Genomic DNA, 14,009 nt, shown 5'->3' with positions numbered 1-14,009 from the left:
GATAATGCCCTAATGTAATGGATTAATTATAACCCCAGATCATGGCGAATAATGTACCAATGATTGTTACTACACCTACGAATACTGAATATAAAATCGTTGTATACAACGTTTTCTTATCTTCAGATTCACCGATGTGCATGAATAATACTAATTGTACAGTTGCTTGTGCAAGGGCAGTTACTAGTAAAATTCCAAATGCCATATTAAGAGACATATCGAATTTAACAACAGCTAAAGCTACAATTGTTAGTAATAGTGAGAAGCCGAAGCCCATCACATGTTGTTTTGGGAATAATTCCTTCATCAGCTAATCAGTCCTTTCAAGTAGACGAAGCTGAAGATGAAAATCCAAACAACGTCTAGGAAATGCCAGTACAATGAGAAGATAAACGCTTTGTTCGCTGTTTGTGGATTTAAACCACGTTTAGCCACTTGGATTAAAATAGCTACGCCCCAGAAGAAACCAAATGTTACGTGGGCACCGTGCGTTCCAAGTAAAGTCATTAAGGACGATAAGAATGCGCTTGTTTGAATCGTCGCACCTTCGTGTACATAAGTGACAAATTCATCAATCTCAATAGCTAAGAAGCCAAGACCTAGTAAAAGAGTGATGATAAAGAATGTCATCATCGCTTTTTTACGGCCGATACGCATTGCATGAACACCAAGACCAATTGTGAAACTACTTGTTAATAATAAGAATGTTTCCCATAGAACTGGAGTTAATTCGAAAATTTCGGCACCATTTGGTCCACTACCTGTACGTGTATGAAGTGTGAAATATACTGTAAATAATGTGGCAAATAACACGATTTCGGCGCCGAGGAAAATCCAGAAACCAAAGATTTTTAGACGGTTTTCCTCTGTACTATATTCTAATGGAAGTGAAGAATCGATTTTCATATTATTTATCACCTCTCAAGCTTTTTTCAGTTGCCATTACTTCCTCAACTGAAATGTAACGACCATGATCTTTTTCGAATGAACGATGGATCATGAAGCCAAATACACCAAGCATACTGATGATGGCTGGAATCCATAGATTGAATACAGCGAAGAATGCTGCAAGGAAGAAGAATCCACTCATCCAGAATGGTGTGCCTGTATTATTTGGCATGTGAATTTTTTCGATTGGACCTGCAGTAATATCGCGACCTTCTTTTTTCGCGAACCAAAACTCATCTAAGCGAGTAACAGTAGGCACTACGGCAAAGTTATATTCTGGTACTGGAGAATGTGTAGCCCACTCAAGTGTACGACCATCCCAAACATCTGCCTTTTCATTGCGAGGCATATGTTTCCAGCTGTAGTAAATGTTATAAACAATTAATGCAAAGCCGACTGCAAGTCCTAGCGCACCGACGAACGATAACATGTTCAATGGACCATAACCAGTAGACTCAGAATAAGTGTACATACGACGAGCATATCCATCTAATCCTAAAATGAATAATGGGAAGAACGTTACGTTGAAGCTGATGGCAATGAACCAGAAACCAGCTTTCCCTAATTTTTCATTTAAACGGAAACCGAACATTTTTGGCCACCAGTAGTGGTAACCTGCAAGCACACCAAATACTGTACCTGGAATTAATACATAGTGGAAGTGGGCAACTAAGAACATCGTATTATGATATTGGTAGTCGGCACTTGCCATCGCAAGCATAACTCCTGTAACCCCACCAATTGTGAAGATAGGAATAAAGCCAAGTGCGTAAAGCATCGGGGTTGTAAATTGAATTTTCCCGTGCCTCATAGTGAGTAACCAGTTAAATATTTTAACTCCAGTAGGAACTGCGATTGCCATTGTTGTAATAGAGAATACACTGTTTACCATTACACCGTGACCCATTGTATAGAAATGGTGAGCCCAAACTACGAATGATAGTAAGGAAATGACAACCATACTCATAACCATTGATTTGTAACCGTATAAGTTTTTACGTGCAAACGTTGCAATGATTTCAGAGAAAATACCGAAAGCAGGTAGGATAACGATATAAACCTCAGGATGTCCCCAAACCCAGAATAGGTTGGCCCAAAGCATATCCATACCACCGTCTTGCATCGCAAAGAATTTTGTGCCGAATTGACGGTCCAACATCATAAGTGCAAGCGCTACAGTTAATACTGGGAACGCGAATACGATAATAATGTTTGTAATTAAAATAGACCAAGAAAACATTGGCATTTTCATTAATGTCATACCAGGGGCACGCATTTTAATGATCGTCGTGATAAAGTTAACACCTGTCATTAAAGTACCAATACCTGATAATTGAAGTGCTAAAGAATAATAGTTATTCCCTACAGTCGGACTAAATTCCGTACTGGCAAGAGGGAAGTAGGCTGTCCAACCAGCGTCTGGTGAACCACCGATAATGAATGATAAGTTTAATAAACCAGCACCTGCTGCAAATAGCCAGAAGCTGACAGCATTCAGACGTGGGAAAGCAACGTCACGTGCTCCGATTTGTAGTGGAATCACAATGTTCATTAACCCGATAACAAATGGCATCGCCATAAATAGAATCATTAATAAACCGTGTGTTGTGAAAATCTCATTATAATGTTGTGCATCAAGAAGTCCGTTATCTGGAACGGCTGTTTGTGCACGCATTAACAGTGCATCGATACCACCGCGGAATAGCATTAATAAGGCTACTGCGATATACATAATCCCGATTTTTTTATGGTCAACAGTTGATAGCCAGTTTTTATAGAAATAGCCCCATTTTTTGAAATAAGTAAGGCCTGCTACGATAACCACTGCACCAACTACGATACTAATAGCTGCCGCTAAAATCATCGGTTCTTGCATTGGATGGAATAATTCTTCCATACTCATTGGATGCGCTCCTTTCAAAATTAAAAATGAATGTAAATATTCGTTCGAATAAAAAATTAGTGATGTCCTGAATGTTCTTCAGACATATCCTCATGATCCATGTCATCCATATTCATGTGTTTACCATGTTCCATTGGAGCTGGTCTGAAGTCTAAGTGTGTAGATGAGAAGCTTTGGCGACCAACATGCTCTGCCTCTAATAGCTCATCAAATTTTTCTTCAGTTAATGGTGCTTCTTTTGCTTTGACATCAGCAACCCATTGATCGAAATCTTTTTGTGTCATAGTTTGTGCTTCAAATTCCATTTCTGCAAAGCCACGACCATTAAAGTTAGAGTTACGTCCCATAAATGAACCAACTTCATCTGCAGCCAAGTGAATCGTTGTTAACATATCACTCATGGCATATTTTTGACCTGCTAATTGAGGAATCCAGAAACTTGTAATTGGACCAAATGAATAAAGCTTAAACTCGATTGGACGATCCACTGGAATGTTTACATAGTTAACTGTTTCAACACCTTCTTCAGGATAACTGAAGTGCCATTTCCAGTTTGATGATGATGCATAAATAACTAAAGGCTCCTTATCGTCATAACCCGCGGGTTGAGCTTCTACTGTAGATGTTGTTCTTACTGTAACAACAGCTAAGAAAGCTACGATAATAATTGGAATTACTGTCCATGTAATTTCAAGAAGATGGCTGCCCTCTTCATGAGGAGGCTCATAATCTGCAGATGCTTTTGATGCGCGATATTTTGTTAGCATAAAGGCTAAAAGCACATACACGACTAGTAATATAAAGGCCATTGTAATAATGGATAAGATAATTGTGTTTGATAATGTTTCGGCATTAGGTCCTTTTGGGTTGAACACTGTTAATGGTTCACAACCAGCAAGAAGAGCAAGCGCACTCAATGCTACAAACATTAAACTTAATTTTTTCTTCATGTTTGACTCCTTTCTATAAGAACGGCTATTCATAAAATTCATGTGTTTTTTGTCAGTCTCACATTTACAAATAGTAGATACTGAGGTCACCTCTTTTATCTTGGGGTATCAATCAACAACGTAAGAATTTACAATGGCATGGTTCAATATGAAACATAAAATCTAGTGTTGATTGATGTGATGCAAGCGTTAGCAAAATCAAAGCGATGTGCAATCGTTTCTAAAGACGTACTTGCCTGACTACGATTGTCACATTTTGTCGTTGTTTGCACATTGGATTATACGCCCTGTTTTTAAGAAAAAACATAATTTTGTTATGAAAATGATAGTAAGACGACACCGAATTTGAACATTTTTTGAACGAAAATCGTTATTTTAGTATTGGTATTTATAGGTTTTTATTAATAAACACTGTGTAAACGTTGAAAATACTGGATTCCTCATGTTTACCTAAGTAAATAAAATTTTTTGTGAAAAATAGCATTTCACATTTTGGACGCTGTTTTGTAATAAAATCAACGCCTAATAAGTCATTACAACACTTTTTGTTTGCCTTTTTTTAAAAAAAGGAGTACACGCAATAGCGTTGTGTGGAAACTATAGGATGAATTTTCAATGTAAGGAATTTGCAATAAGGGAATAATTGGAGGAGGTTATTAATTATGTTAATATAATTATTGCTTTTCTTTAATATCCAATTTTTTACTTTGTTTATTCTGTCTGAAAAGTAAAAAAGCAAACTAAGACTTGTCCTAGTTTGCTGGTGTTTTAGAAAATTTTTAAGTTATGGAGAAGGAAATGTAGTAAATCAGCATTTTTGAAGTTGACTGTCAATCCCCGAGCTTTAGCCATTTAGAAACTTGCCCATAAATCGTGTTTTGCAGTTGATGTGCTTTATTATTCATTTTCAACGAAAAATACAATGTTTTCATAAAGTTTAAGGTACAGGTGCGCCCACTAAAGAAGGAATTATTATAACCTTGTGTCATTAAATGCATTTCAAATCTATCAAAAGCCTGCTCTACAAACTCTATTAGTGCTTCTTCGGAATAATTTTGTTGTAATAGTGCGTCAACTATGTTGATTAAGCGCTCCTCTTCATCATTGATATAGACATTGTCCTTCCAAGTTACAAGCTTTAATGCGTGTAAGATTGATGGTGCGTATTGTAAATCGAATTTTGGATGTTTAATGGTCGTTGCAGCTAAGTCAGCCCCGTGTGCAATGCTATGTGCCCATCCTTTATCCTGTACATAACCTCTTATATCTTGCTCCAATAATAGATAGCGTCCGATTTTTTGAAAGAAAATGTGTAAGTCATCATCGTTTAAAACTAATAATTCAGCATCCTTTGCAAGAAGCCCTGCTACAAGTAAAGCAGAAAATGAACGAGTAAAGACGCTATCTGTAGCTTTTTCACCAATATGTAAATATAAGAAATCCTCGCTAATTGCTGTTTCAAATAAATAGTGTAGTTGTTGGGGAGTTAATAAATTGTCACTTAGTAATTCGATGAAAGTCCGATAAATTAGGTGGTCGCGTAATTCTGCATCAACTGAGCCGATATGAGCTAACATTTCTTGTAATAACCAATCACTATGCTGTAGCATAAATGCCTGTCGTTCAGAAAGTGTCATTGTAGAAAAAGACTGTAATGTTTCTTTAATGTTCATATTTGAGAAAGCCCCCATCATCATTTTTGTACTATATATTATAGCCTTTTTTATTTCGAATGGAGCGATTTGAAACCTTCATTATATGAAGAAAGGATACGTGGCTAATTACCAATATAACTTTTACAATATTATTTCCAGAAACTATAGAAAGTTGTTATGATAGAAACGCTACAAAATGGTAAAGCTTAAATGTGAACAATAAAAAAAGACATACCTATTTAAGTATGTCTTAGTCTAGTTAGACGATGATTGCCGCTTTTATGCCGATGGGCCATTCAATAAGGGTGTGCTGATTTGTTTTTAACTCGACAAGAATGTGGGTATTTTTGATCGCATCAATAAGCCATTCACTGTAATGATGATTTGGCTCAGGATGTTGTAAAATTTGCTGCATATCTTTTTTATCAACATGTAACAGCTTGTAATTACATTCAATGTTTACTTTTTGAGGAATAATGGCAAGTGATTCATTTTGATGACCAAGTGCAATAGAACCAGGAATACACCCTTGAATACGTAAAATATAGGTGCAGGCTTCTTGCGTATAGACGTCAATTTTGGTGCGTGTTAAAAATTCAAATTCTATCGGCTTATCTTGAAAAGGTCCGTCCGCTGTAGAAAATGAAATGACTTTAATTGATAATGCCTCAAATGCAGATGAGATACAATGATCAAATTCTGTGATTGTATCTAGTAATTGCATGGATTCCACTCCTTATTAAGAACTTGATTTTCTTGAAGTAGCAGACATTAATAAAGAGCGTCCGCAATTTGTAATAAATTTTAGATTATTCTAATTATAATACAATTTATTACAAAATATGAATGTAAAGCAATGATTTTTTTGTTAAAAATAAGAAACTTGTGGATTTTTTAGTAAATAACCGAAATGAAAAATAGAAATAAAGAGGTGAGAAAAATGACAAAACGAAAGCGTCATGTTCTTAAACATGACAATATTGTTGTTTTTCCTGGCACTGTCCAAACGTTACTACGTGAAGGGCATATGTTTGCTGAGAATTATCAATATGAAAAAGCGGTAGCCAGTTTTGAAAAGGCATTTGTCTATGAAGTGGGAGATGAATTTGCACTCAGTGCATATGCCTTTGCTTTATACGAATTAAAAGATTATGACAAAGCAAAAGGTGTTTGTGAACAGTTATTTACGATGGGAACGACACTTTATGTGGAAGTGATGGAATTGTACATTACAATATGTATGCAGTTGAAAGAATACCATCAGGTTGAGACATTAATTACGACGCTTCTTGAAGAAAATGTATTACCTCATGATCAAGTGGAGAAATTTGAACGATTGAAGAGTTTAAATAGAGAAGTGTCTAAAAATCTAGAAAAAAGAGAAAATGCTCAGCTTTTAATAGAGGAACAGGAATATGAGCTGGAGAAATTTTGTGCCCTTACTCCAAATGAACAATCCATTCGTTTACATCGTCTGATGGATACAAATGCAAGACAATTAAAAACGGCACTAAAAGCGATTATTGAATGTTCAACGATTCATCCTTTTGTCCAGAGCTTGGCATTAATTTTATTAGTGGAACAAGAAGTAGCCATTGACGTTACCATAGCCAAATTTAAGCAAACCAAAAACGTTAATCCTGCTCAGTTAGTATTACCTAACCAGCTACCACAGTATGGCGAGATAAAAAACATAATAGAAAAGAAGCTAGAACAAGACCCAACGACATTAGAAATGGTACAATATTTAATGGCGAAACATGCTATTGTAACGTATCCGTTTGAATGGCATCCATTCGAAGCCGATGATGTTGCCTATAGTTATATTGATTTTGTCTCAGCGATGCTAGGTAATGTGCAGGAAATGGACTATGAACTCATCGACTTTTTACAAATGTTAGAAAAGCTAACAGAACTACATTAGGTATGAAATAAGTTGAAACTATACTCATCTATGTTATACTAAAATGGTTGTCAAAATCGTAGTTACGAATGAATTGTCTAACATCTAAACTTGATTATTTATTTGGAGGTATTTATACATGTCAGCAAAATGGGAAAAACAAGAAGGTAATATCGGTACTCTTACAATCGAAGTACCTGCTGTAGAAGTAGATGCAGCAATGGACCAAGCGTTCAAAAAAGTTGTAAAACAAATTAACGTACCAGGTTTCCGTAAAGGTAAAATGCCTCGTAAAATGTTTGAACAACGTTTTGGTATCGAATCTCTATACCAAGATGCATTAGAAATCATCGTTCCTGATTCTTATGCAAAAGCAATTGATGATGCTGGAATTATGCCAGTTGATTACCCAGAAATCTCTGGTACAGAAAACTTTGTACATGGCCAAGACTTCACTTTCACTGCACAAGTAACAGTGAAACCAGAACCAAAGCTTGGTGACTACAAGGGTCTAGAAGTATCTAAACTTCCAGTAGAAGTAACAGATGAAGAAGTGGATGCTCAAATTCAAGAACAACTAGCTCGTAAAGCTGAGCTAGAAATTAAAGAAGACGAAGCAATCGTAGATGGTGATACAGCTGTAATCGACTTCGAAGGTTTCGTAGGTGGAGAAGCTTTTGAAGGTGGTAAAGGTGAAGACTATCCACTAGAAATCGGTTCAGGTTCATTCATTCCTGGGTTTGAAGAGCAATTAGTAGGTGTAAAAGCTGGCGAATCTAAAGATGTTGTTGTGACATTCCCAGAAGAATACCATGCAGCTGAATTAGCTGGTAAAGAAGCTACGTTCAAAGTAACTGTGAAAGAAGTTAAAACAAAAGTTCTTCCAGAGTTAAATGATGAATTTGCAAAAGAAATTGATCCAGAAGTGGAAGGTGTAGAAGCTTTACGCGCTAAAATCAAAGAACAAACTGCAGAGCAAAAAGTAGCAGAATCAGATGCAGCTCTTCGTGATGAGCTAGTAGAAAAAGCTGCTGAAAATGCTGAATTTGAAGTACCAGCAGGTATGATCAACTCTGAAACTGATCGTATGTTACAAGAGTTCGGTCAACGCTTACAAACGCAAGGTATGAACTTAGATCTTTACTATCAATTCTCTGGTCAATCAGAAGAAGATCTACGTGGCCAAATGAAAGAAGAAGCAGAAAGCCGTGTACGTGTATCATTAACACTTGAAGCGATTGCTGAAGCTGAAAAAATTGAGGCAACTGAAGCTGATATTGAAGCAGAATTAGAAAAAATGGCTGCTCAATTCAACATGACAAAAGATCAAATCACAGGTGCTTTAGGTGGAACAGCAGTACTTGAAAACGACATCAAAATCCAAAAAACAGTAGAATTTTTAGTAGAAAACGCTAAAATTACTGAATAGGTTTTTGTGTAATTAGATAGTTAAAAAAAACAAGGTACGGCATTAATCCGTGCCTTGTTTTATCACATAAACTCTTAAAATCAGTCCCCTTAAAGTTTAGTTCTCTTTTTACTTCACTTATACATAGTATTGTTTTAGTTTTTATTTTCATTCAGCAGATGTTTGTACTGAAAGTATAGATCAGTACAAAAGACCTCTTCTTTTTAGGGGAGTGTTGTATTCTATATAGACTTTGTAGTGTGTGTCCAATCACTGAATGAAGATAGAGCCATTGACAGGTTTCGAGAAATTAAAGGTGCTAGCACAATTTAAAATTTAGATGACCTTGCGTCAAGGCGAAATTGATACGATGCTAAATTTAACTTCATTCAGATAGATCTTATTAACATGACTTATTTTTTTGAATGAAAAAAGCCCTCGGTCCATGCATGTAGTAGATTTATAAATAGAGATCAGTTATTCTTTTGTATAACTGGAGTGAAGAGCCGTAACTTTATAGCGCGTAAGGTGGCAAAGGTAACAGGTTTCTACAGTGCTTCAGGAGACAAATGAAGTAAAGTACATGACGATGCGTTATAATCTATGTAGGCAGGAACGCCGAGCAGTAAATGATGCAGACAATTTATTTGATAAAGGTTCAATAATCTTGTAAGATTGTTGCTTGAATAGGGGTGAAACATATTGTTCAAATTTAATGATGAAAAAGGCAATTTAAAATGCTCATTCTGTGGAAAACCACAGGAACAAGTACGTAAATTAGTTGCAGGTCCAGGTGTTTATATTTGTGATGAATGTATCGAGCTTTGTTCCGAAATCGTTGTAGAGGAACTAGGTGTAGAAGAGGAAATCGAATTCCAAGATATCCCAAAACCGAAAGAGATCTTAACGATTCTAGATGAGTATGTAATTGGACAAGAGCGTGCTAAAAAAGCATTGGCAGTCGCAGTTTACAATCACTATAAACGCATCAATACGAACAGTAAAATTGATGATGTTGAATTAGCAAAATCGAACATTGTGTTAATCGGCCCAACTGGTAGCGGTAAAACTTTATTAGCTCAAACGTTAGCACGTATATTAAATGTTCCATTCGCAATTGCGGATGCTACCTCACTAACTGAAGCAGGTTATGTCGGTGAGGACGTAGAAAATATTTTATTAAAGTTAATCCAATCAGCAGATTATGATATCGAGCGCGCTGAAAAAGGGATTATCTATATTGATGAAATCGATAAAGTTGCACGAAAGTCAGAAAACCCATCGATTACACGAGATGTTTCTGGCGAAGGTGTTCAGCAGGCACTCCTTAAAATTTTAGAAGGAACAGTTGCAAGTGTTCCACCACAAGGAGGACGAAAACACCCTCATCAAGAGTTTTTACAAATTGATACAACCAATATTCTTTTCATTGTTGGTGGTGCATTTGATGGTATTGAAACTATCATTAAACGCCGACAAGGGGAAAAAGTAATTGGGTTCGGTTCAGATCCGAATAAAGTAGAAGTTGATGAAGGTTCTATCATGTCCAAGCTGATTCCTGAGGATCTACTGAAATTTGGTCTAATACCAGAGTTCATTGGTCGATTACCTGTACTTGCGAGTCTAGAGCAATTAAATGAAGCTGCACTTGTACAAATTTTAACGGAGCCAAAAAATGCACTAGCTAAGCAGTATCAAAAAATGCTTGAAATAGATGGTGTTGAGCTTGAATTTGATGAAGGGGCTCTTGTGGCAATTGCGAAGGAAGCGATTGAGCGTAAAACAGGTGCGCGTGGTCTTCGTTCAATTATTGAGTCAACAATGCTTGATGTAATGTACGAATTGCCTTCCCGTGAAGACGTAAAAAAATGTATCATTACAGCAAAAACAATTACGGATAAAGAAAAACCGAAATTGCTTCTTGAAGATGGCACTGAACTCGATGAAGGTAGCGACACTAAAACTTCAGCATAACGAATAGATGTGGCTGTCTACCGTTGTGAGATAGAGAGTAATTAGCTGACTTCGATTGTGCAATATTCGCACATATCGACAGTCAGCTTTTTATTCATTCCTACATAAAGCCAGCTGTAACTTGAAGAAATTTTTGGCTCGCTTCAATAACTAGTGTGAATCAACTTTTTAAACACATACTAGTAGCGCGGGATGTGAACATGAAAATTTTGACGGAGGTGAATGCCCGCATGGTGACAATACAAAAAACAACAAATGTACCATTATTGCCTTTACGTGGACTTTTAGTATACCCATCGATGGTGTTACATATTGATGTGGGTAGAAATCGTTCTGTAGCGGCGCTAGAGCAGGCGATGTTAGAGGACCAAATGATTTTATTGGTGACACAAAAAGAAATGCACGATGAACAGCCAGAAGAGCAAGATTTGTATGCAGTTGGTACGATGGCTTTTGTTAAACAAATGCTAAAATTACCAAATGGCACATTGCGTATACTAGTAGAAGGGGTATCGCGTGCTACCTGGAATAACTACCGTGCGTTAGAGAAGTATACTGTTGTGGATGTTGACGTAAAAGAGGAGTCAATAGATAAAGATGTCGAAACGCAGGCATTGATGCGTACCTTAATGACGTATTTTGAAAAATATGCAAAATCCTCCAATAAGATTACGACTGAAACCATCAACACTGTAACAGATATTGAAGAGCCTGGCCGTTTAGCAGATATCATTGCTTCTCATTTACCATTTAAGATTGCGGATAAGCAAGAAGTATTGGAAATGCTGAATGTTAAAAAACGATTAGATCACTTAATTATTCGTTTGCACGATGAACAAGAAGTGTTAGATTTAGAAAAGAAAATTAATTCCAAAGTAAAGCAATCAATGGAGCGTACGCAGAAGGAATATTATTTGCGAGAGCAAATGAAAGCTATTCAAACAGAGCTGGGAGACCGCGAAGGGAAGACTGGAGAAGTAGCGGAATTGCGTAAGCGTATTGACGAAGCGGGTATGCCAGAGTCAACAAAAGAGGCGGCACTGAAAGAATTAGATCGATATGAAAAAATACCAAGTGCCAGTGCAGAAAGCGGCGTTATTCGCAATTACATCGATTGGCTCATCTCATTACCATGGACAAATTCAACAGAAGATCGCATGAATATTGCCCATGCTGAGAATATTTTAAATCGAGATCATGATGGATTAGAAAAAGTCAAAGAACGAGTTTTGGAGTATTTAGCTGTGCGTCAGCTGAAAAATTCGCTTAGAGGACCTATTTTATGCTTGGCAGGACCACCAGGTGTGGGGAAAACATCGTTAGCTCGCTCTATTGCGGAGAGCTTAGATCGTAAGTTTATTCGTATTTCATTAGGTGGCGTGCGTGATGAATCTGAAATTCGTGGACATCGACGAACGTATGTAGGCGCAATGCCAGGACGTATCATTCAAGGAATGAAAAAAGCGGGTACCATTAATCCGGTATTTTTATTGGATGAAATTGATAAAATGTCGAATGATTTTAGAGGTGACCCAGCAGCGGCAATGCTAGAGGTTTTAGATCCTGCGCAAAACAATACATTTAGTGATCATTATATTGAGGAACCGTATGATTTATCGAATGTATTATTTATTGCAACAGCCAATGATTTAAGCAGTATTCCAGGACCATTGTTAGATCGTATGGAAGTGATTTCTATTGCGGGTTATACAGAAATTGAAAAAGCCCAAATAACGAAAAACCACTTAATACCAAAGCAACTTAAAGAACATGGCTTGAAAAAAACACAAGTGGTAATGAAAGATGAAGCAGTCCTCGACATTATACGTTATTATACACGTGAGGCAGGGGTTCGTGGTTTAGAACGGCAAATTGCTACACTTTGTCGTAAAATTGCCAAAGTAATTGTATCTGGTGAGAAAAAACGAGTAACAGTTAGCTCAAAGTCTGTACAAGAATTACTTGGTAAACATCGCTTCCGTTATGGACAGGCTGAAAAGGAAAATCAAGTGGGAGTCGCTACAGGGCTTGCTTATACAACAGTCGGTGGAGATACACTTCAAATTGAAGTATCCTTAACACCAGGTAAAGGGAAGTTACAGCTAACTGGTAAACTTGGTGAAGTCATGAAGGAATCTGCTCAGACAGCATTATCCTATGTTCGTACGAAAATGGAACAACTTAATGTGGATGCAGAATATTTTGATAATCATGATATTCATATCCATGTGCCAGAAGGGGCTGTACCAAAAGATGGACCATCCGCTGGTATTACAATGGCAACAGCTATTGTCTCAGCGATTCTACATCGTCCGATTCGCCGTGAGGTAGGTATGACTGGTGAAATTACGTTACGCGGTCGTGTATTGCCAATTGGCGGTCTAAAAGAAAAAACATTAAGTGCTCACCGTGCAGGCTTAACAACGATTATTTGTCCAAAAGATAATGAACGTGACATAGAAGATATTCCTGACAGTGTGCGTGAGCAACTAACATTTAAACTAGTGTCGTCGGCTGATGAAGTATTAGCCTATGCACTGGACGGAGGTTTTTAGAAAAATGAAAGTCCATAATGTCGAAATGGTCATTAGTGCGGTAAGGCCAGACCAATATCCAGAAGATGGACTGCCAGAATTTGCATTAGCTGGTCGTTCGAATGTAGGGAAATCTTCCTTCATTAATCGAATGATTGGACGTAAAGCTTTAGCGCGGATTTCTTCGAAGCCTGGTAAAACACAAACCCTTAACTTTTATAAAATCGAAGAACAATTATTTTTTGTGGATGTTCCGGGTTATGGATATGCAAAGGTTTCTAAGTCTGAACGCGAAGCTTGGGGGAAAATGATCGAGCGTTACTTTACAGGGCGCCAGGAATTAAAAGCGGTTGTACAAATTATAGATTTGCGTCACCCACCAACAGCAGATGATCGCATGATGTATGATTTTTTAAAGCACTACAATATTCCTTGTATTGTTATTGCAACGAAGGCAGATAAAATTCCAAAAGGTAAATGGGATAAACATAAAAAAATTGTCAAAGAGACATTGGAACTGGAGAAAAGTGATCCACTTATTGTCTTTTCTTCGGAAACGGGTCTTGGCTTTGAAGAAGTTTGGGAAACAATTGAAAATAAAATGTAATGTAAAAACATCTATTGTGTCTAGTCGTTAGGACAGTAGATGTTTTTTGTCTTTTTACCAGTAAGATAAGTAGAAAATTGGGGAAAACGCTTGATGATTAAACAATTTGTCCGATAAATGAGATAGG

Annotated in this window: 11 protein-coding genes; 5 read left to right on the top strand and 6 right to left on the bottom strand. The window is 37.0% G+C overall.

Annotated elements, in window-relative coordinates; genetic code table 11:
* Positions 1–22: 22 nt before the first annotated feature.
* The 6 genes from qoxD to CRI88_RS07680 form a co-directional block, all read right to left on the bottom strand.
* Positions 23–307 (bottom strand): cytochrome aa3 quinol oxidase subunit IV, encoded by a 285-nt coding sequence (gene qoxD / locus CRI88_RS07705; RefSeq protein WP_004226585.1) that lies wholly within the window; start codon positions 305–307, stop codon positions 23–25.
* Positions 307–906: a cytochrome aa3 quinol oxidase subunit III gene (gene qoxC / locus CRI88_RS07700; protein WP_004226587.1), complete on the bottom strand. Its 600-nt coding sequence runs from the start codon at positions 904–906 to the stop codon at positions 307–309. The genes qoxD and qoxC overlap by 1 nt, the downstream gene beginning before the upstream one ends.
* 1 nt (position 907) lies before the next feature.
* The gene (gene qoxB, locus CRI88_RS07695) at positions 908–2,851 is read right to left on the bottom strand and encodes a cytochrome aa3 quinol oxidase subunit I (protein WP_089934683.1); all 1,944 of its coding nucleotides are present in this window, start codon (positions 2,849–2,851) and stop codon (positions 908–910) included.
* Between the two features lie 56 nt (positions 2,852–2,907).
* Positions 2,908–3,801, bottom strand: a complete 894-nt coding sequence (gene qoxA, locus CRI88_RS07690) for a cytochrome aa3 quinol oxidase subunit II (RefSeq protein ID WP_089934685.1) — start codon at positions 3,799–3,801, stop codon at positions 2,908–2,910.
* Positions 3,802–4,631: 830 nt separating this feature from the next.
* Entirely contained in the window at positions 4,632–5,474 is an 843-nt protein-coding gene (locus CRI88_RS07685; protein WP_089934686.1) for a DUF2785 domain-containing protein, read from the bottom strand.
* Between the two features lie 241 nt (positions 5,475–5,715).
* A complete protein-coding gene (locus CRI88_RS07680) occupies positions 5,716–6,180 on the bottom strand; it encodes a hypothetical protein (RefSeq protein WP_036123947.1) in 465 nt (154 codons plus the stop codon).
* 216 nt (positions 6,181–6,396) lie between these two features.
* Here CRI88_RS07680 and CRI88_RS07675 point away from each other — a divergent pair, with 216 nt between their 5' ends.
* The 5 genes from CRI88_RS07675 to yihA all read left to right on the top strand — a co-directional run bounded on the left by CRI88_RS07675 (position 6,397) and on the right by yihA (position 13,882).
* Positions 6,397–7,380 (top strand): DUF3196 family protein, encoded by a 984-nt coding sequence (locus CRI88_RS07675; RefSeq protein ID WP_089934688.1) that lies wholly within the window; start codon positions 6,397–6,399, stop codon positions 7,378–7,380.
* Positions 7,381–7,498: 118 nt separating this feature from the next.
* Positions 7,499–8,788, top strand: coding sequence for a trigger factor (tig, locus tag CRI88_RS07670; protein WP_036123952.1), 1,290 nt, complete (start codon positions 7,499–7,501; stop codon positions 8,786–8,788).
* Between the two features lie 681 nt (positions 8,789–9,469).
* A complete protein-coding gene (gene clpX / locus CRI88_RS07665; RefSeq protein WP_036123956.1) occupies positions 9,470–10,741 on the top strand; it encodes an ATP-dependent protease ATP-binding subunit ClpX in 1,272 nt (423 codons plus the stop codon).
* A gap of 230 nt (positions 10,742–10,971) precedes the next feature.
* Positions 10,972–13,296 carry an endopeptidase La gene (gene lon / locus CRI88_RS07660; protein ID WP_058844880.1) on the top strand — a complete coding sequence of 775 codons (2,325 nt, stop codon included), beginning with the start codon at positions 10,972–10,974 and terminating at the stop codon, positions 13,294–13,296.
* A 4-nt stretch (positions 13,297–13,300) separates the two neighbouring features.
* Complete coding sequence (yihA, locus tag CRI88_RS07655) at positions 13,301–13,882, top strand: ribosome biogenesis GTP-binding protein YihA/YsxC (protein ID WP_036123963.1); 582 nt, start codon at positions 13,301–13,303, stop codon at positions 13,880–13,882.
* The last annotated feature ends 127 nt before the right edge of the window (positions 13,883–14,009 follow it).

Source organism: Lysinibacillus fusiformis, from assembly GCF_002845985.1.
GTDB classification, from domain to species: domain Bacteria; phylum Bacillota; class Bacilli; order Bacillales_A; family Planococcaceae; genus Lysinibacillus; species Lysinibacillus fusiformis_D.
Note: the sequence above shows the minus strand (reverse complement) of the source record. Positions and strands in the feature narration are given on the sequence as shown.